General features: G+C 61.6%; 15 protein-coding genes and 1 riboswitch. Of the genes, 4 read left to right on the plus strand and 11 right to left on the minus strand.

The genetic code is table 11. The annotated features are described in order from the left end of the window. Positions 1-1,242: 1,242 nt before the first annotated feature. The 5 genes from RM96_RS17055 to RM96_RS17075 form a co-directional block, all read right to left on the minus strand. Positions 1,243-2,244 carry an ADP-ribosylglycohydrolase family protein gene (locus RM96_RS17055; protein ID WP_052279555.1) on the minus strand — a complete coding sequence of 334 codons (1,002 nt, stop codon included), beginning with the start codon at positions 2,242-2,244 and terminating at the stop codon, positions 1,243-1,245. A 120-nt stretch (positions 2,245-2,364) separates the two neighbouring features. Then, the gene (metK, locus tag RM96_RS17060; protein ID WP_039012266.1) at positions 2,365-3,507 is read right to left on the minus strand and encodes a methionine adenosyltransferase; all 1,143 of its coding nucleotides are present in this window, start codon (positions 3,505-3,507) and stop codon (positions 2,365-2,367) included. A 59-nt stretch (positions 3,508-3,566) separates the two neighbouring features. Further along, positions 3,567-4,013 carry a hypothetical protein gene (locus RM96_RS17065; protein ID WP_039012267.1) on the minus strand — a complete coding sequence of 149 codons (447 nt, stop codon included), beginning with the start codon at positions 4,011-4,013 and terminating at the stop codon, positions 3,567-3,569. Between the two features lie 293 nt (positions 4,014-4,306). Further along, positions 4,307-4,735: a DUF3293 domain-containing protein gene (locus RM96_RS17070; protein WP_039012320.1), complete on the minus strand. Its 429-nt coding sequence runs from the start codon at positions 4,733-4,735 to the stop codon at positions 4,307-4,309. Between the two features lie 28 nt (positions 4,736-4,763). Continuing rightward, positions 4,764-4,869: riboswitch (SAM-I-IV-variant riboswitch) on the minus strand. 236 nt (positions 4,870-5,105) lie between these two features. Then, entirely contained in the window at positions 5,106-8,039 is a 2,934-nt protein-coding gene (locus RM96_RS17075; RefSeq protein ID WP_052279559.1) for a class I SAM-dependent DNA methyltransferase, read from the minus strand. A 607-nt stretch (positions 8,040-8,646) separates the two neighbouring features. Between RM96_RS17075 and RM96_RS17080 the strand changes: the two genes are divergently transcribed. Continuing rightward, positions 8,647-8,910, plus strand: a complete 264-nt coding sequence (locus RM96_RS17080) for a hypothetical protein (RefSeq protein WP_152624135.1) — start codon at positions 8,647-8,649, stop codon at positions 8,908-8,910. A gap of 46 nt (positions 8,911-8,956) precedes the next feature. On the opposite strand, the gene RM96_RS38650 is transcribed toward RM96_RS17080, so the two are convergent. Both RM96_RS38650 and RM96_RS17090 read right to left on the minus strand, forming a co-directional pair. Then, entirely contained in the window at positions 8,957-9,820 is an 864-nt protein-coding gene (locus RM96_RS38650; protein ID WP_063925993.1) for a hypothetical protein, read from the minus strand. Between the two features lie 100 nt (positions 9,821-9,920). Further along, positions 9,921-11,162: a hypothetical protein gene (locus RM96_RS17090; protein ID WP_039012269.1), complete on the minus strand. Its 1,242-nt coding sequence runs from the start codon at positions 11,160-11,162 to the stop codon at positions 9,921-9,923. Between the two features lie 476 nt (positions 11,163-11,638). Here RM96_RS17090 and RM96_RS17095 point away from each other — a divergent pair, with 476 nt between their 5' ends. Continuing rightward, on the plus strand, positions 11,639-12,874 hold the full coding sequence (locus RM96_RS17095; RefSeq protein ID WP_152624136.1) for a tetratricopeptide repeat protein: 1,236 nt from the start codon (positions 11,639-11,641) through the stop codon (positions 12,872-12,874). Between the two features lie 600 nt (positions 12,875-13,474). On the opposite strand, the gene RM96_RS17100 is transcribed toward RM96_RS17095, so the two are convergent. From RM96_RS17100 to RM96_RS17110, 3 genes are read right to left on the minus strand one after another with little or no spacing between them, the layout of a single operon-like run. Beyond that, positions 13,475-13,975: a GDYXXLXY domain-containing protein gene (locus RM96_RS17100; RefSeq protein ID WP_039012271.1), complete on the minus strand. Its 501-nt coding sequence runs from the start codon at positions 13,973-13,975 to the stop codon at positions 13,475-13,477. Further along, entirely contained in the window at positions 13,972-15,090 is a 1,119-nt protein-coding gene (locus RM96_RS17105) for a DUF4401 domain-containing protein (RefSeq protein ID WP_039012272.1), read from the minus strand. Before RM96_RS17105 ends, RM96_RS17100 begins: the two co-directional genes overlap by 4 nt. Beyond that, positions 15,087-16,115, minus strand: coding sequence for a DUF2157 domain-containing protein (locus RM96_RS17110; RefSeq protein ID WP_039012274.1), 1,029 nt, complete (start codon positions 16,113-16,115; stop codon positions 15,087-15,089). The genes RM96_RS17105 and RM96_RS17110 overlap by 4 nt, the downstream gene beginning before the upstream one ends. A gap of 145 nt (positions 16,116-16,260) precedes the next feature. On the opposite strand from RM96_RS17110, the gene RM96_RS17115 reads away from it, so the two are divergent. Next, positions 16,261-17,028 (plus strand): 5'-methylthioadenosine/adenosylhomocysteine nucleosidase, encoded by a 768-nt coding sequence (locus RM96_RS17115; protein WP_039012276.1) that lies wholly within the window; start codon positions 16,261-16,263, stop codon positions 17,026-17,028. Positions 17,029-17,077: 49 nt separating this feature from the next. Here the strand turns inward: RM96_RS17115 and RM96_RS17120 are convergent, their stop codons facing one another. Further along, entirely contained in the window at positions 17,078-17,323 is a 246-nt protein-coding gene (locus RM96_RS17120) for a GlsB/YeaQ/YmgE family stress response membrane protein (RefSeq protein ID WP_039012277.1), read from the minus strand. Between the two features lie 158 nt (positions 17,324-17,481). Between RM96_RS17120 and hemA the strand changes: the two genes are divergently transcribed. Further along, positions 17,482-18,786: a glutamyl-tRNA reductase gene (gene hemA, locus RM96_RS17125; RefSeq protein WP_039012278.1), complete on the plus strand. Its 1,305-nt coding sequence runs from the start codon at positions 17,482-17,484 to the stop codon at positions 18,784-18,786.

An 18,786-nucleotide genomic window follows, 5' to 3' on the forward strand; every position in this document is an offset into this window, starting at 1 on the left:
CACAATCAACCGGAAACCGCAGGGACACAGCGGTCACGATAAAACGGAATCCGTGGTCACGATGCCGGAATGACCGGTCACAATCACCGGAATACGCATCACCGTACTGAACCTGCTGAGAATCGCAAAGAAGCTTGGTATCTCGACTAGCGAACTACTTCAGAAGGCTGGACTGTAGTCGGTCCTCCACGGCGATCCAGGCACGCCCCCACCCTTGGTAGATGACCGGATATCGAAGTAAGGGCAGTACCAAGCGGGGATAAGCAAGCCAGTCTTGCTTCGACAGCAAGCTCCTCGGCTACAAAGCGCGCCAGTGGTACGGCCGGAAACGGGCGGACAGGCGTCGAACGCGATCAGCCAGGCATCGAACAACGCATTCAGCGCAGCGATGAGCCGCTCGCCGGATCAATGAAACGCGCGGCGTGGCACTTGGCGCCTGCGGCCGGAGCAGGCTCATTCGACCACGTCCCAACTGGACCGTGTCACGCTTCCTCCTCCGGTGCCGGCGGGTCGCTGCTGAAACTGACTCTCCCTATGAGGGCGCGCCCATAGTGCGGTGGCTGAAACGCGACCGAGCAGGATGCGAGCCGTCCTGCAGCAATCAGCGTCACCACAAAGTCGAACTCTCTCTCCGACAGTTCCACAACCCCGTCCATAACGGGCTTCACGCGAATGAAGCTTCCGACCGAAGGGATCTCTGCTTGTCCTACTTGGGGTTCGGCGACTGGAAATACGTGAATCGAAAAGACCGAGACGCCGGCCACCGGCTCGGTCAACTCGCCGTCGAGCGTTAACCAGGCGCTACCCTTTCGCTCACGCGGTCCGCCGCGACGGCGTTCAGCGAGTACGTGAAGGGAGGCTCGCCAAGCGGTGATTACCCCGTCGCGGGTTAATAATGTCGCTCGTGAAGGGCGCGTTCTTCGCTTACTCATCACTTGGTTGCCATCTGTTACCGTCCTGATGCGCTTGATCCCCGGTGGCACCTGCTCTCGACCGCCGACCCCATACTGGCTGGCGTGCAGCTGCTAATGCAAGCTGAGCAAAAGTGGTCGGGGGAGATCTCGACTGCCTTGCCTCTACCGGTGTCTGGGGCTCTGGCACCGACAAGTGTCTTGAAGAAGCTCGACATTTGTCAGCTTGCTGTACACATTTCCCCCAAGCGCCTCTTCGTCAGCGAGAATCAACTCGACGGATCGGCTTGCGGAGATGGTCGAACGGAATGCCAGACCGGTAGCTATTCCGTCAGGTGCCATGGATGCCTTTTTCTAGACACTTTGTAAGCAACGCAGAAATCAACGGCGCAGCAATGTCATAGCCACGCAGCTGCTTAAGCCATCGCGCGGGAATACCGCCCGGCCCGAAGCGGATTCCCGCCAGCCCGCCGGCGACGCAGGCGGTCGTGTCGGTGTCATTTCCGAACAGGACGGCCGTCCTGACGACGTCCTCGAACGTCGACTCTTCGAGCGCCCGCCGCGCCGACCAGATCGTGTCGAGCACGTAGCCCGTGCCTCGCGGCGCGTCATGCTTCGGGAAGCCTCGCAGGACATCCAGCTCGCGTAGACATTCGCTGCCCTCCCGCGCATCAGGCCATGTCTTGTAGACGGCTTCCAGACGACCGTCTGCCGATGCCCACGGGTCTGCCAGCCCGTGCAGATAGCCTATGGCGACTAGACAATAGAATGCACACGCGACCCGCGAGCGAGGATGGGCATGCGTGGGCAGCGATTGCAGGTGCGCCTCGCGCACGAGTGCCGAGTCGGTCCCCGCATGCAGGATGGCCAAGGGCAGGCAGCGCATCAGGCTGCCGTTGCCGTTGTCCATGACCTTAGCCCCGCCCGACTCGCGCGGCGACACGCCGTCCCGCAGATTGTCCAACGCGTCTGCCGTCTGGATGCCAACATCAAAGACTTTGCTATCGACGGCTAAATAGCCGCGGTCCAGCCAGCGCAGCAGCCGGTCAGCGAAATCGACCAGCGAGAACTTGCCTTGTTGGACCAGGCTGGCCAGCAGGCACAAGGCCTGCGCTCCGTCGTCGGACCAGGTCCCCACTGGCACGCCGGTGTGAGCGCGCGGGAATCCGGCTGGCGGCTGCATCTCGATCTGATCGCGAGCCGGTAGCCGCTGCGGCAAGTGAAATTCATACGGTACGCCAAGCGCATCGCCCACCAGCAAGCCCACCAGGCCACCCAGCTTGGCATGGGCGGGGTGCTGCTGCGCCAACCCCAGAAATCCATCATGGCTCATTCGGTATCCTCCTCGACTGTTCTTCCGGGAAACATCCGCCTCGCCGGCGATTGCCGCCCTATCTCTCACACGCATGGCGCAGGCTAGCGCCCGCAGGCCTTGCGGCCCTATCGCGCGCCCTCACTGTTCCCAAGGCAGGCTGACATCCTCGCGACCGAAATGGCCGTAGGCCGCGGTCGGATAGTAGATCGGGCGTAGCAAGTCCAGAGTTTCAATGATGCCCTGGGGCCGCAGGTCAAATTCGTGTACGAGCTCGGCAGCGATATCACGTCGCGCGTCGCCTTCGGTCCCATACGTTTCTACCAGGAAGCTGACCGGCTCCGCCTCGCCGATCGCATAGGCGAGCTGCACCAGGGCACGCCGCGCCCAGCCGCGCGCCACGACCTGCCTGGCCAGGTAGCGTGCCATATAGGCCGCCGAGCGATCCACCTTGGAGGGGTCTTTGCCGGAGAAAGCACCGCCGCCGTGGGGCGCCGCGCCACCATAGGTGTCGACGATGATCTTGCGACCGGTCAGCCCGGCATCGCCCTTCGGGCCGCCCGTGACGAAGCGCCCAGTGGGGTTGATCAAGCAGCGCAGTGCCTTGGCGCGCAAGTGCGCCGGAATCACCGGCTCGATCACGTGCTCCAGCACGGCGGCGCGCAGCGCTTCCAGCTCGATACCCGCGTCATGCTGTGTCGACAGCACCACCGCCTCGATCTGCGTTGGTCGGCCGTCGACGTAGCGGAAGCTCACCTGCGACTTCGCATCCGGCTGAAGCCAAGGCAAGGTGCCCTGCTGCCGCAGCTCGGCTTGCCGCCGCACCAGCCGATGCGCGTACACGATCGGTGCCGGCATCAGCTCCGGAGTCTCATCGGTGGCATAGCCGAACATCAGCCCTTGGTCCCCCGCGCCCAAGATGCCGTCGGCACGATCGACTCCCTGGTTGATGTCATGCGACTGGCCATTGAAGCGGATTTGGACTTCGCAGCGCTGCGGGTCGATGCCAGTTTCAGCATCGCGATAGCCTGTCTCTCGCAGTACCGCGCGCACCAGCCCGTCGGCAGACTCGCGCACCGCCTCGAAGTCATCGCGGCACCGGGTCTTGAATTCGCCGGCGACGACCACGCACTGGTCTGCGAGCAGCGTCTCGCAAGCGACGCGTGCATGGGGATCGCGCGCCAGGAAGGCGTCGAGGATGCGATCGGATATGCGGTCGGCCAACTTGTCCGGATGGCCAGCTGATACCGATTCCGAGGAGAATAGTCCGTTGCGAATCGTCATGAATCTCTCCTGTGCCGCGCCCCGCTTGCCGTCGGAAGTGGAAGGGCACAGCCCGTTTGTCATCGAATGGAAAACGTATAGCCGGAGGTCAGCTCGGGCCATGGTGTGGGAAGGATCTGGCCGGCTCGGTACAGCCCGCGGCCGTACTTCCGGTAGAGAATCGCCAGCGCGAACAGCGGAGCATAGACAGGCGGCCCCGCGCGCGAGAAGCCGAGGTAGGTCAGATCTCCTGCGCCGGCCGAAAATTCCGCGTGGACAGCATGAAAGAACGCATCGCTCTTCGTCACGCATCCGCGCTCGTCGGCGATCAGCTTCGCGTACTTCCGGCTCCGCTCCTGGCGCGCATTGGTGTAGAGCCCCATCAGGTCGGCATGTTCGTGGTCTCCGATAATCTCGACACGCACACGCGGCGGCACACGCTGCGCCAGGTACATTGGAAAATGCACCAGATCGAAGCTGTGCCTGCGCAGAGCGTCGTCATCCACGGCGATGCTGGTATGAGACATAGTCCGCTCCTTTTGCACGCCGCCTTCAGCGGACAGGCGCCCACAGCGCGGGAATGGACCTCGGGAACGCCGGACGGGCGTCCCCTCTGGCAACGCACTCGGCCACGGGCAGGTATGAAGCGGGCGAGCCCGGTCGGATGGCCGCGAGGCGAGCAGGGATGGCAGTCATCTCGATCTCCTGTTTAGCCGCGTTTGACAAATTGTCGGGAGCGGCAAGCTGGAACAAATCCCCCCGGTCCTTTCCCAATTGCGGGCGGCGGACCAGCCGTTTCTCAATCTGAGTTTCTCTGTAACTATCGCAAGAGAATAAGTTGCGGCCCGGCATCCGCGCCGGACCAGACGATGGCGTTCTGGCCGAGTTGCGTACCCAGTGCCTTGGCGTCGTCCAAGGCGAGGCCAAGCACGAGGAAGCTCTCCTCTCCCGGCCATCCGTTGGCGGGATGCTGGCCAATGCCGTCAATGAAGCGCAGGCCGCGTTGCTGAAGGGTCTGCGCCAAAGCCTGCTGCCGTTCGAGATTGCGAGCCGGCTCCTGCTGCTCGCTGAAGGGATTCCATGCCGTGACAAAGGCGCTGCAGGCAACGCTGGCCGTCTCGTGCAGCGCAGCTAGCACAGGGTTGGCCTCGCCCACCTTCAAAGTGGTGGGCGTGCTGCCATGCACGTGGTAGTGGGTCTCCAGGTAAGCCTGGATGACATCGCGGGGAATCTCTGAACCAGAAAACACAAAACCCTCCATTCAAGGAGGGTCGACGCGTTACCCGCTTGGTTGCTCCTACAGGAGCCACATCCGCTTTCGCGATCCACCTTGCCCGGGGAGGCAGGTTGGCATGGGCGTCGACCCAATTCACAATGCGTTTGCATTAGACCACGCGCTATCCCAGCGCGTCAAGCGCTTCTGACCTACTCTGGGTCAGTCAAAAACCCGTGCAGATCAGGATGGAGATGAAATCCCAGATCGACAGCCATGTGCCATGGCATCCCATATGACCTCGCGCGCCCCTCCCAAGCCGAGCCCGAGATCGCCGCCGTCTTTGCGATCATCGGCGTGAGGGGCGCGTTTTTCGCTTACGCACTGGGGGACTCGCGCACCCACTCTATCGCGCCCTCGTGACGCCTCCCCGTGCCTCCCGCCTGACTGGGTCCCCTAAGGCTCCGAAACAATCGGTAGTAATCAGCCCCGCTGCATTCTTGAAAGTGAGGGGCACTCCAGGACCGGTGACGGCGTTGCCAGCACTGATCATGCTCGCAACTTCCGCGTTTAAGTCGAGCACTTGCTGCAGCAGGTCCTTCTTGGCAGAAAATCCATAAGCCTTTAGTGCTGCCGCATCAAGGGCGTCGTGTGCGTCCTTTAGTGGGTTCTTCCCCGGAAGGTCAAGGGTCCGATATAAGACTCGAAGACCTGTCCCATGCTGCTTAGCCGCTTCCTCCCGAACGCGCCGCAGCTCTCGTCCCGCCGCAGCAACAGCTTCCACCTGCGCCTCGCTAGGCGCCTGCGGCCAAGGAAAGGTGTGGAACACGGACTCCGAGGTGTACCTCGGGTCCGACTTCATGTTCGAACACTTGGAATGAAACCACTGATAGTGAGCGTTCGACTGGAGAATTCCAAAGCTGTAGTCGTCAGACAAGGCGAAGGCTTGAAGAGCGTCACCGGGGCGGACGTGCGAACTCACGAAGGCCAGCAACGGCCGTTTGGTCACGCGCGAGCATGCAAGGTAACGCGGCAGCGTAGCGATAGTCGCAAGGAGTTCTTTGCGCGGTCGCCAATGCTGCCACCACGCTGTCAGCGACGACGACCTTTCAGAGTCCCCTTCCTCTGCTGCTTCCTGGATGTCCGGCAGGACTTCGGTCCTCAGTCGTTCGAAGGGAAGCATATAGGCTTGTGCCTCCAGGATGGACTTCGCTCCGAAGTCGATGAGCCATCTGGAAGCTTTACCAGGGCCGAGAATGTCGTCGCCGATCATGTATGGATGGATGACCTCCTGGTTACGCGCATTTGCCGTGACCATCGCTGCACGCTCGGTTGGAGACAGCACGAAGCCGGCATGACCAGGCGTGATGCCCTGGCACACAACGACTGTCTCATTAACCGAGAGGACCCGCGCCTTCGAGACATCTACTTTGTCTGATAGGGCGGAGTTGATGTGCGGGACCTCCCGCATGTCAAGCTCATATTGCTTAGACGCGTTTCCGGTCCTCCAAGAACGCTTTGCGCCCGTCTTTGATGGTTTGGCCTTGAACCAGAGGCGTCGCGCGTTCGGAAGAAGCTTCTTGTCCTGAGTCTTCACCCAATTAGCGATAGATACATGGACATTGGCTTCACCAGACCACGGCTGATTGTCTACTGCATCAATGATCGTGCCGGACGCGGCGATGTGGTCGAGGCCTCCCAAGCGCGACGCGTTATTGCGCACATTCTGTGTACCAACAAGACCCGCGCGGCCTGCCACGGGATCGGCTACCGTGCACGGCTTAAGCTCGTCGTGAGCGCGCCGGAGCCAATAGACGCAGAAGTCGGCCATGCCCGGCACTTCAGGGTAAGCCCGACGAACTGCCTTGACGTAGCCAGCTCCGTAGTTGGGCTTCAGGAGCTTTGCGCCAAGAAAGGGGGGATTGCCCACGATGACATCCGTCTTGAACCACGGGGCACGCGAGCCGTCGCTATTGATGAGAGCGTCGCCGGTTCGGAAGTTGGCATCGAGATTGTCGAGCGGCAGAGCGGCTTCACTGATGTGCAGCTCGTCAATTGATAGCTTGTGCGCAAGCATCATGGTGACCTTCGCGATGTCGATGGCGAAGGGATTGATGTCCATGCCAAAGAAGTTGCGCGTGGAGACAAAGCCAAACGGTCTCTGTCTAGGGTCCACGCTCTTATACTCGGCAGCCATACGCTCGTAGATGCGCGCCTCCAGCCGCTTCAACTCCCGGTAGGCGATGTAGAGGAAATTGCCACTGCCGCAGGCCGGGTCCAAGACAGTGAAGTTCTCGATGCGGGCCAGCAATTCCTTGAGTCGGCTTAGGGTAGACGCCGATTCGATTTGCGCAGTCCATGGTGCGACGATCGTCGGCCCCACCACCTTCATGATGTCCACGGCACTGGTGAAATGCGCGCCCTCGGCATGTCGCTGCGCCTTTCCGAGCGAGTGCTCGAAGATGGTCCCGAATATCTCTGGCCGGACCTTGGACCAGTCGAACTGTGCGGCCTCCTTCACCAGTGTCAGCTCATCCGCCTGTAACTCCACGCGCGCCGGTTCGGCGAACAGCCCACCGTTGAAGTAGGGCACTCCCTTGAAGCGGCCTCCTTTTACGCCCCCTTTTGCGTTCATGGCCTCAAATAGACCACCGAGCAAGTCGTGTGTGTCCTGAGGGCTCTTGCAGTCGTCAAGGACCTTGGTAACAAGATACTTGTCCATCAGGCCGATGTCCTCAGAGAAGAGGGCCATGAGCATCTGCAGTGTAAAGCGCTGCGCGAGAGGTTGCTCGATGCCGCGCTTGGTCATTGAGTTGAAGCACACGGCCAGCTTGTCTGCGGCCTGGCGAGTCACGCTTTCCTGGTGATTGCCGAACACCGGCGCCACATCCCCCGGGAACATGAAGTTCAGCGGGCCGTACTTGGCCGACAGCTCGCTGAGCTTGATCGTATCGACCGGGGTGTCGAGCTGAGTCTCAAAGTCATAGACCCAGAACTCGTCAAAGTTGCACAGTACCGCATAGCGCGGCCGATTAGGTACGAGTCGAGTCCAGTAGGTGAACGCTTGGCTGTAGTGTTTGCTGAGGTCTGCGCCCCGCTTCTTCATCTCGATTACGACAACGGGCTTCCACACCAAATCCGCGAAGGACGTGCCACCACTGGTGTTCTTGACACGCTCCTCGCATTGGGCGCCAGCCTCCTTTAGGCCCGACCAACCGAAGGCTTGGAAAAGGCGGTCCAGAAAGATCTGTGCCTCCCCCTTTTCATCACCCTTGATGTGTTTGCCGGCCCATTCCGTGAAGGCATTGAGCTTGTTGATCTTCTCTGCTGCAGTGTTCATGGGGCTCCCGGGTGTCATTGTCCGATGTCCGTCGAACGGCGGGCACTTATTTGTGTTTTCAGTCAGCACGCTTCGGTAAGGCTTGGGTTCGGCTCTCGCCACGCATCAAAGGCTTCCAGCATCTGCGGAGTTGGCTGGCTCGCTTAGTCCGGATCCGGGCGCGCAGTTGCTCGTTCTGGATGACCTCGCCATGCTGCTCTACCTGCAGGCACAAGCTCGAGCACGACAGAATGGGCTCACAAGACCGAGGCATTATGACCCAAAGAATCAGCTGCGGCAGTCCAGATTCTCGAAGTTGCAAACAGCAGAGGGCTTCCCTTCAACTTTCCCTGACTCAAATGGTTGGGGACTAAAGCACCAACACTGCGAGTCACCAGGCACGATACCTCCTGCATTGCGCCTATCCTCCGCGGGCTGGTTTTGTTGCGGACGAATTCTAAAGGTCTCGTGGCACGGTAGAAGATCGCCTCACACGAGGCCCTTACCCACTTGCAGGATCGCAACACCCCTCAATCGAGGGGAAGAGGAAGCGGATTAATTTGGGGCAGAGTAGCGTGAGCCCCCGTTCTCACCGCGAAACATGCCAAGACGTCGGCGTCGTCCAACGATGAATCAACTTCAAACCCGATTTATTCGGGAAGCCTTCCAATGGTGGATGTACGCCTTTCTGGCCTTAGTCGTCGCCTATGGGGTCAACACGATCCCATGCATGGCGGTGCGTAGCCTTGCTACCGCGGTGCCGTGCCAGCCAGCCCTACCGATCGCCTACGCCGCCTGGCCCATCCTTGCACTCATTGGCTGCGCCGTCGGCGCATGGCGCTTCTACCGCGACTACTATTGCGGCGACATTGCGCGAGACTTCTACGATTAGCCCTACATGGCTCAATGAGAGCTCACATAAAGTCGATTGGCAGGGCCTAGTGACCGCCTGCCCTCCATAGATCAAGCTCTCGAATCCATTTTTCGGCGTTAGGCAAGCTCATCGAGTGCCTCAGCTCCGTCATATCATCAGCAAAGGCCGATGCCTTACTCCGGATCGGTGCAAGCTCCTCGGAAGTTCGATATGGAACGTCGTCCAAAAGGGCCAGGAACCGCGCAGGATAGTCATCCAGTTCAAACTGATGTACTTTCTCGAGACGTTCCAGATAGGCGTGCCCCAGATTTATCTCTGCGGTAAGCCTCATAAACTCAGGGTCATTCGGGCTGAGTGGCTTTGGAAGTGCACTTCTCAGCTGATCCAGCGCGCGAATTCTCTCCGACGTGAAGCTGTGCATGGGGTCGGTAAATGTACGCACTAGGTCATGGCAATGTGTCTTTGCCCACGGCCTAAGAGCTTTCGAAATCGTTGCGGCCTCAGAACCCATCGCTTGCATGGTCGAGCGAATCCGCTGAGCTAGCTCGTAGCTCTCCCTAGGTCTCGGTGCAGAATCCCACCTTCCCATCTTGCTATGAAGATCGACAAGCGTCTCGCCGGTGATTTCTGCAAGTTGCCGTAGCTTACGGAGCGCCTCATCAGCTTGCTCGATTTTTTGATCTAGTTTGCGAGTTTTGGCTTCGATACCGAAGCCTTTGAGCGACTCAAACCGGTCAATGGTTGCTGCAAGAACTAAGACAAGTCCTGCCGTAAGGGACGTCGCCGCAGCAGCAACGTCACTGCGAGCAGCAGAAAGGCTTCCAACAGCGAGATTTACAGCGCCGGCGGCGAAAAGACCCAGATTCGCCAAGCCGTAGAGAATACGTTGAAGCCAAGAAGGAGCTCTGGATTGGCTTGATTCCGACATTTCCGTTCGTCCTATATGCTGTATTCTGAGAATGCGTAGCCACTGCGATCTATGTGTCGCTCGACCAATTGGGGCCGGTCGTTCGCGCGATCAATTACTCTCACATTTTTGCTTCCAATCGTCTCTCGATGGCGGCCGGCAAGTCGATGAGCTTGCTAACGACCGTGGTGTTCCACGGAAGCCTTGCATCTGAGATCGCGTTGGCCATAAATCCGTCCGCCCGGAAGATGTCCACGTGAGGCAGGTAGATGGCATGAAGTGTGTCACCCAGATCGCTTGCTCTGGGCTTTCGCCCCCCATTGGCCATGAGGGCAGATAACCTGCCTACGTGGCACACAATTCTAGCCACCGTAGCCAGGCTCGGGGTCCGCTCCCATGAACACTGCGCTGACTCACCAAGCCGGATGCCAAAGGATTCTGCCAGATCGCACATCAGGGCCTTTGGTAGATTCTCTAGCACACTGTTTAATGCCTCCTTAATGGCGCTCTTTGCCTTTTGGGATTCACCAACGCTCTGCAGAGTTTCGCAAGCCTTTCGTACAGCACTACTCGAATGGTGCAGTGCCGCGCGCAAAGCCTCGCCAGACTGCCGTAAAGACTGCGACAGCGGGGACGCTTGGTCCCACTTTCTCGCATACCAGTCAGCAAAGCAGCCTAAGTCAATCATTGAATTGGCGATTGCCTGGAGCGCTTGCTCTTTAGAGCCCAGCCCACACACGAAGCGGCCAACTTGGTCAAGCCCCTCGGGCGTTAGAGGAAACTGATCTAGTTCGCGGCGAAGATTTGGGTCACTGATGCCACTCAACGGTTTCCGCGAGGCATTGCGCAGCCGCCCTTTGCCATCAAATAATGCTTTCTTCGCCATCCGGCGCTCCGCGCGATTGAGCGGCTTGCTGCTCAGTTCATCCTGGACGCTGCTCAAAAGGGATGGTATTCCAATCTCTAGGCCGTCCAAAGGCGGCATCCAATATCCGTCGTCCCTGTAGATCGATTGGCAACCCCACCGATCCGCTGACAAACCAGCCCCTCGAATCTCCGATTCGAACACAGAGGCTGGATCTGCAAACGAGGCGCTACCGCACAGCTGTTGAATATGAAGTAGGCGATTTTTTGCTGCTTCCAAATCAGAAGATTCGACGGGGGCCGCCTCAATGACGTGCGCGAAGCTGAATCTGAGCTGGATTTCGCCAGTCGATTGCCACTCGAATAGGCGCCGCTCAATTTCGTCATGCTTGTCAGTTCGCTGCCTAGAATCTGATAGGACAGAGAAGTCGCTACTGTCCAAATACACAAGCAACGGCCCGGCAGCCTTACCCGCCATCAGTGGACGATTGTGGATCATTCGCGGCGACGCGTCAGGATGAGCACGTTCTGGTCGACTTACTGATCGTCCCGTCCTTGCAGACCAGCTTGCTGCCGCTGCAATGCGAGACTCCCCCCTTACTGCCCGAGCATGGCTGCCGGCCACGGGCACTGGCAGCTTGACTTGCAATCGGCAAGCCTACCATCAACATCACACCTATATGTCGCATGTGCTCTCCTAGAAGAACTGAGAGTGTTCCGATCCACTGAGCGACTGGAAACCCTCCGTAAGACGGGGGCTTCCGGACCCACGCGCGTTGTCGAAGGCCACGAAAAATATCAATAAAATCAAAGCGCTATATACCCACCCTGATCTTGTCGCGTTAAAGCAAGACATAATCGTGCGAGAATGCTTCCGCTTCACAACTTCCCCTTGTACCAGCTGACGGGTTTTGGACAGGGGTAACAATTCACCAGGGTGGTGCTGGCAGGCATCGACATACATAGCAACTCAGCATGAGCATTCAGAATAAGACCGATACGCTCGAAAAGGCGGGACATGAGAGCAAGAGCGCCGCAGCAGACAGCCCGAGTTCGGCCACTGCAGCAATGCGTGGGCCGGCATGGCCAAGGACATCAAACGGCGACACATTCTGGGTGCGCTTCTTCTCCCACTGGCTCCCGCTGTATACAATTGTCGGCAGCATCTGCTTCATTGCCGTCGCTAATCTGTGGCCCTTGGGCGCACGGAGAGCTGAGGACAAGGTGACTATTAGCCAGGCTGCGGCCCAAGCGGTGCCATCCATGCCCGCTGGCGCACCTGCATCCGCGGCACAAGTAATGCCACGTCAACTGAACGCGGGAACGTCGCAAACAACTAGTCCGGCGGTGCCCAGCGCGCAATCAGCCAACTCGTCTTCAGAGGTCAAAGTCACAGACGTCGCTAAGATGGCTATCGATGTAACCAAAGAGCGCGTCGACATGATGAAGGAGAGCTATGACCGACAGTTCTCCTTACTAGCAGCGCTCGGAGCTCTGCTGGCATTTTTCGGCTTCAAAGGCATCGAATCCTTTTTTGCTGCGCGCGCCAAGGCACAGGAGACACTGGAGAAAGCGCAAAACGCGGTGCAGCAGGCAGAGGAGGCGAAGCGGGAAGCCGATGAGGCAAAACGAGAAGCCCAAGAAACAGTCCAGGCACTACACAATTTTGTCAAGACTAGGTATGCCCGCGACAACAATGCCGAAGTCAACGTCGCACATGGGATTGTGCTGCGAGAAATTGCTGAGGTTTACAAGGAAGTCATGAGTCCTGAAAAGTTAGGACCGGTTGAGCGGACTCAGTTCGATGCCAACCATAAGTTCTATCTCCAAGAGAGCAAGAAATACTTGCTAAAGGTCACGGAGATGGAACGTGAAGACGACATGGACCAGAAAGTGATCTCCAAGGCCTATGGTCACTTGGCCATGGTCTACAAAAGATTGGCTGATCCAGAACGTGCGCTGGAAGCTGTGCAGAAGGCGGTTAGGGCCAATGATGCCGACTATTCCGCCCATTACAACATGGCGTGCTACCACTGCCTGGTTGGCGAGCGCTCTTCAGGTGATGCGAGGGAAGAACACTATGCAGCTGCGCTGAAGAGTTTGGAGACCGCGATCTCCATGAATAGGAAGTTTGCGCGACAGGCCAAGGCAGATCCAGACTTGAAGTCGCTCGAAGCCGACCCCCACTTCGAAAAGCTCATTGCCAGGTAGGATCGGAAAGCAAAAAGCCCGCGAATCGCGGGCTTTTCTTGTTGCGCACAGTGAGAACTGCGCTGGTTGAACGGTGGTTAGGGCATCGGCCGTACATCGATCATGTTCATACAATCCCTCACTGTGACATGCGTCTATTGGTATAGTTTTTTGCGGAAAAATTCCAGCGAAACCGCAGCATCATACGAACTAGCACTTCGTTCGTCAACTTCGAGCACAGAAACGCCGCGCTCCCGTTCAATGTAAAGGTGCCTCGATGCCGTTGCAAGATGCAATGGCGATTTCCCTACAAGATTTGAGGGCTTCTTCGTCTGAAAAGTCACACAGGAACGGACGAGTGACGCAAACGGCGTCAAGTAGTGGCCGAAGTTACTTCGGCGTTGCCTACTAGCACCTCGCAGTCGACACCAAGAATACTAGCCACCCATAAGTCACTTTCAAGAAACCGGGTATAAAACCGGGTATGCACCAACGGGCCGACGTTACGAGCCAAGTATCGGTGCGGATATACGGTACATCTGACGGTTCAACGTCTGAGCCTGGACGGAGCGCAAAGAAAACCCGCAGCGATGCGGGTTTTTTGCTTTCCGGGAGTGGGTCTTACAGCCCCTCCAGCCCCCTCCCCCTCAGCCCCACCAGCAACGCCTGCCCGCTTTCATCCACGCGAAACTCTCCATATTGCGCCTGCGCAAAGCGCTCCCCCTGCCCTTCCTGGAAGAAATAGGCGTCCGTCGAAACCTGTACCTGCACGCCGCCCCAGCGCGCCGGCACGTTCTGGAAGCGCAGCAGGTATTCACCCTCGGCCAACGGCTCATTTCCGTGCAGGCGGATAAAGCTCGCTTCGCCACGCGCGTCACGCCGGATCACGGCGACACCCTCGCGTCTGGCGTGGTCCGGCTGGTGCTCCTGCGCACTGCGGATCTGCGCGCCGATGGCGAAGTTCAGCGCCATGTAGTCGCCCTGCATCAGCGAGCGTGGATCGACCGGTGCCAGCTTGAGGTAGACCGTATCGCCGCGCGCCAGCAGCCGTTCCTTGCCGGCGATGCCGGCGGCGGCAAGAGCCAGCGTCAGCGCCCAGGCCACGAGTATCCAGCGTTTCATGCGAACTCCTTTTCGCGGCCAGCGCGCGGCAGCCACTGACGGCACGCCAGCAACAGCAGCCCGGCGGCGGCGAGCGTCGCGGACTTGGCCAGCAAGGTCCAGTGCAGCGAGCTGTAGTACCAGACAAAGCCGATGGCAATGGCGGCCACGCCGAGGCCCAGCCACGGCATCGAGGCGCGGCGCAGTGCGAGGCCGATTGCCAGGGCGCCGGCGCCGACGGCTGGTGCGGCGGCCATCAGCGCGCCGAATGCGACGGTGCCGAGCAACACTGCGCCACGGGTGACCGGGTCAAGCGCAAGCCGGCGACACTCGGCCAGCGCGAATGCGGCAAGCACGACGCAGGTCAGGCCGCCGGCAATCCAGTGCGAGCTCGCGTACCGTGCGGCGTTGATGCTTTCGAGGACGGACAACGGATGGCCGGCCCCGGTCACCAGCAAGGCGCCGCCCAGTGCGAACAGCAGCGTGGCATCGGCGGCGGGCTCCAGCAGTGCGTGCCGGCCTGCAGTGCAGATGCGTTCCTCAACGATCACGAACCACGCCGCCAGCCCACACGCGGCCGGCACCAGCCAGCCGAGCGACCAGGGTAGGAGCAGCCACCCATGGCGCTGGGTGCCAGCCATCGCCAGGTTCAGCGCGAGCCCAAGGCCGATCCACACACCCAGCGCCGCCAGCAACCGGTGCAGCCGGTTGGGCACCAGCCAGTACAGGATGGCCTCCAGTAGCGCCACGCCGCTCCAGAAGGCAGCCGAATCGGCCATGCGCGCGACGCCCAGGGCTTCTGCCACGCCGAAAATCACCATCCCCTGCCCGCTCAGGCTGACCGCCAGTGCGAACTGCCCGATGGCGATGCCGCCGCTGCGCCGGTACAGCACGGCAGCCAGCGCGATCATCGCGATGCCGGTCAGCGCCATCGCCACGCCGTTTTCACGCGCTGCGACGAAGACCGTGCCGACCAGGAACAACTGGAAGAACAGTGCGCCGAGCCAGCCGGCGGCGCCCATCAGGAACCGTATGGCCCACGGCGTGCGAACCCTGGCGGGCAGCTCGCCCTGCACGTCGCCGTGTGCAGCCAGCTCCTGCCACAACGCGTGTTCGGCCTGCGAGGTATTGGTCATGATTGCTCCAGGGCTTGCAACCGCCACGCCCGCATCAGCCACGCGGCCGCCGCCGCGGCCAGGCCGATGGTCAGCAGTCCCAACAGCAGGAAGGCGCCGAAGTCTGACTTGCCCTCGAACAGCACCTTGCCGACGGCGGCAATCGCCAGCACGATGCCGGTCAGGCTGGCCAGGCTCAGCACCACGATGTCAAAGGCGCGCTGGCGGAACCACCAGCCGAGCGCGGCCAGCGCCAGCGCGGCGAGCGCGAAGGCGGCGAGGTCGAAGCGGCTGGCAAACAGGCTCGCCATGCCGACCCAGCCGGCGTGAATACACACCAGCGTGGCCAGGATGCGCGCGCCGGTCTGGCCGCGGAATCCCAGCGCCGGCGCACGCGCGCACAGCACGTTCCAGAGCGCCAGCTGCAGCAGCACGGCGCCCAGCAGCAGCAAGGTGGTGGTACGCGCGTAGCGGGCATCGAACAGCAGTTCGAACATCCCGCCCACGCCGAGCCGTACGCTGAAATAGCGCAGCAGCGCCACGTTGCCGGTCACGATGACCAGCCACCAGTGCGGCGCGGCGCGCGCCGCCAGCGCCCAGGGGACCGCCAGCAGCGTCCACAGCGCGAACAGCTGCCAGGCATCGGCGCCGGTCTGGTAGGTCTGCCCGATCACCGCGAGCAGCACGCCGGCCAGCACCTGCGCGCCGCCGAGCGCGGCGCGGCCGGCCATGTCGCCAGACGGGCGGAACCACGCGAATACGGCCAGCAGGCTGACCGCACCGGCCAGCACGGCGAATTTCGAGAACTTGTGGAGGTCCTGCCAGTTGAAGGCAAAGAAGACGATCATGCCGGCGCAGAGCAGTACCGTGCCAAGCGCCAGCAGGGCGTGGTCGAGCCAGCGGTGCCAGTCGGCCACGCCTGGCTCAGCGCGGGCCCAGGGCTGGGCCACGCCTTCCGCGCGCAGCCGCCCCTGCTCGCGCCAGTCGGCCAGCGCCTGCCGGATGGCGCGCCGTTCGCCGGTAGCCGCTGTCGGAGTCATTGGCATGCTCGTCCTCGCGTGATCGATATGACATGCGACTTTAGCAAAGCGGTACCAATGCCGCATCTATGCTGACGGGGGAGACGGGCCGGCTATGCCCGCCCGGCGCCTGCCGGTATGCTGTGGCTTTTCGCTCCGCCAACACCCCCTCATGACTCTCGGAATCCTTGCCGCCATCCACGATGAAGTCGACGGCCTGGTGGCCGCCATGCACCACCGCGACAGCCGCGCCACCGTGCAGACCATCGGCATGCGCGAGTACCACGTCGGCCAGTTGCACGGCCAGCCCTGCGTGCTGGTGCTGGCGCGCATGGGCAAGGTGGCGGCATCGGCCACGACCGTTACGCTGATCCGGGAATTCGGGGTAAAGGAGATTGTCTTCACCGGCCTGGCCGGAGGCATCGGCCCGGACACCCACGTCGGCGACGTCGTCATCGCCGACCGCACTATCCAGCACGACCTGGATGCCCGTCCCTTCTTTGGCCGGCATGAAGTCCCGTTGCTGGAGCGCGCCGAGTTTCCCGCCGATCCGGCCCTGACCCGCGAACTGGAAACCGCCGCTGCCGGCTTCCTGCGGCTGGACCTGCCGACGGAAGTGCCGCGCCCGGTGCTGGAACGGTTCGGCGTGGCCTCGCCGTCGCTGCACCGGGGCATGATCGCCAGCGGCGACCAGTTTATCGGCTCCCCGGATGCGGTGGCCGAACTCCGTGAGCGCCTGCCGGGCCTGCTGGCCGTCGAGATGGAAGGTGCCGCAGTGGCGCAGGTCTGCCACGAATTCGGCGTGCCCTATGCCGTCATGCGGACCGTCTCGGACCGTGCCGACGACACGGCACATGTGGATTTCCCGGCATTCCTGAAAGACGTGGCGAGCCACTACTCGAGCGGCATCCTCCGGCGGTTCCTGGCAGCACGCGCCTGATCCGCATCAAATAGCGTTCAGATTTCCGACCGGTTCGTCAGGTCTGAAATTACCGGCGGCGCCCGCGCACAGCGCCCCAGAGCCCGACCAGCACTGCAGACCCGACAATCGCCGCCACCCATCCACTCATCTGGCCGTCGATGAAAAGATGCAGCGCGCGGCCGCCGTAGAAACCGGCCAGGGCGCCCGCCACCCCAAGCACCAGCGCGGCCGGCAGGGTCACGACCCGGCCGGCGGGATGCAGCTGGCGCGCCGCCAGCCCGACCAGCAATCCCACGATCAACGTGCCCAGCATGCCCTCCTCCTGTGTTGTCCAAGGCACAGCCAGGAATGGCTGCGGCGTAACGATACTGCAGAAGCGGGCGCCCGCCACGGCTTCCAGCAAAATGCGATCCCGGCGGTATAATGCGAATCGGCCCGGCTACGTTCCGGGCTGGTACCTGTCCCCCACAAATGCAACTGCTCGCGATCGGCATCAACCACACGACGGCACCTGTCTCGCTGCGCGAGAGGGTGGCGTTTCCGCTTGAGCAGATCAAACCCGCACTGGGCGCCCTGCGCACCCACCTCGCCGGCCGCAACGGCACCGAGGCCGCCATCCTCTCCACCTGCAACCGCACCGAGATCTATTGCGCGACCGATGTGCTCACGCCCGGCGCCGAGGGTTTCGAGCACACCTTGCGGTGGCTGTCGCAGCACCACAACGTGCCGGCCGGGGAACTGGCGCCGCACCTCTACGCCCTGCCGCAGTCCGAAGCGGTGCGCCATGCCTTCCGCGTGGCGAGCGGGCTGGACTCGATGGTGCTGGGCGAGACGCAGATCCTCGGCCAGCTCAAGGACGCAGTGCGTACCGCCGGCGAAGCCGGGTCGCTTGGCACGTACCTGAACCAGTTGTTCCAGCGCACCTTCGCGGTGGCCAAGGAAGTCCGCGGCCAGACCGAGATCGGTGCGCATTCGGTTTCGATGGCCGCTGCCGCGGTGCGGCTGGCGCAGCGCATTTTCGAAAGCGTTTCCACCCAGCGCGTGCTGTTCATCGGCGCCGGCGAGATGATCGAACTGTGCGCCACGCACTTCGCGGCGCAGATGCCGCGCCAGATCGTCGTTGCCAACCGCACCGTCGAGCGCGGCGAGAAGCTGGCCGAGCAGCTTGCCGGCCAGGGGCTGACCACGCAGGCGATCCGCCTGTCGGATCTCGGCGAGCGCCTGCACGAGTTCGACATCGTGGTGTCGTGCACCGCCAGCTCGCTGCCGATCATCGGACTGGGCGCCGTCGAGCGCGCGGTCAAGCGCCGCAAGCACCGCCCGATCATGATGGTCGACCTCGCCGTGCCGCGCGACGTGGAACCTGAAGTCGCCCGCCTGGACGACGTGTTCCTCTATACCGTCGATGACCTCGGCGCCGTCGTGCGCGAGGGCAACGCCCTGCGCCAGGCCGCCGTCGCACAGGCCGAAGCCATCATCGAAAGCCGCGTGCAGAATTTCATGCACTGGCTCGAGACCCGCAGCGTGGTGCCCGTCATCCGCGAGCTGCAGTCCAACGGCGAGGCCATGCGCCAGGCCGAACTCGAACGCGCCCGCCGCATGCTCGCGCGCGGCGACGATCCCGAGGCCGTGCTCGAAGCCCTCTCCGGCGCGCTGACCCGCAAGTTCCTGCACGGCCCGACCCACGCGCTGAACCACACCCAGGGCGAAGACCGCGAGGCGCTGCTGCGCCTGGTGCCCGGCCTGTTCCGCCACAGCAGCCACTCCGAGCGCTAG

The sequence above is a fragment of the Cupriavidus sp. IDO genome (assembly GCF_000812465.1).
Lineage (GTDB): Bacteria > Pseudomonadota > Gammaproteobacteria > Burkholderiales > Burkholderiaceae > Cupriavidus.

Bases quoted from the DNA above. Each gene is read 5' to 3' on its own strand.
- RM96_RS17055 (WP_052279555.1), bottom strand. From the start codon at position 2,244: ATGAGCCATGATGGATTTCTGGGGTTGGCGCAGCAGCACCCCGCCCAT.
- hemA (WP_039012278.1), top strand. From the start codon at position 17,482: ATGCAACTGCTCGCGATCGGCATCAACCACACGACGGCACCTGTCTCG.
- RM96_RS17105 (WP_039012272.1), bottom strand. From the start codon at position 15,090: ATGACCAATACCTCGCAGGCCGAACACGCGTTGTGGCAGGAGCTGGCT.
- RM96_RS17075 (WP_052279559.1), bottom strand. From the start codon at position 8,039: ATGAACACTGCAGCAGAGAAGATCAACAAGCTCAATGCCTTCACGGAA.
- RM96_RS38650 (WP_063925993.1), bottom strand. From the start codon at position 9,820: ATGTCGGAATCAAGCCAATCCAGAGCTCCTTCTTGGCTTCAACGTATT.
- RM96_RS17095 (WP_152624136.1), top strand. From the start codon at position 11,639: ATGAGCATTCAGAATAAGACCGATACGCTCGAAAAGGCGGGACATGAG.
- RM96_RS17065 (WP_039012267.1), bottom strand. From the start codon at position 4,013: ATGTCTCATACCAGCATCGCCGTGGATGACGACGCTCTGCGCAGGCAC.
- RM96_RS17120 (WP_039012277.1), bottom strand. From the start codon at position 17,323: ATGCTGGGCACGTTGATCGTGGGATTGCTGGTCGGGCTGGCGGCGCGC.
- RM96_RS17110 (WP_039012274.1), bottom strand. From the start codon at position 16,115: ATGCCAATGACTCCGACAGCGGCTACCGGCGAACGGCGCGCCATCCGG.
- RM96_RS17100 (WP_039012271.1), bottom strand. From the start codon at position 13,975: ATGAAACGCTGGATACTCGTGGCCTGGGCGCTGACGCTGGCTCTTGCC.
- metK (WP_039012266.1), bottom strand. From the start codon at position 3,507: ATGACGATTCGCAACGGACTATTCTCCTCGGAATCGGTATCAGCTGGC.
- RM96_RS17080 (WP_152624135.1), top strand. From the start codon at position 8,647: ATGAATCAACTTCAAACCCGATTTATTCGGGAAGCCTTCCAATGGTGG.
- RM96_RS17115 (WP_039012276.1), top strand. From the start codon at position 16,261: ATGACTCTCGGAATCCTTGCCGCCATCCACGATGAAGTCGACGGCCTG.
- RM96_RS17090 (WP_039012269.1), bottom strand. From the start codon at position 11,162: ATGATCCACAATCGTCCACTGATGGCGGGTAAGGCTGCCGGGCCGTTG.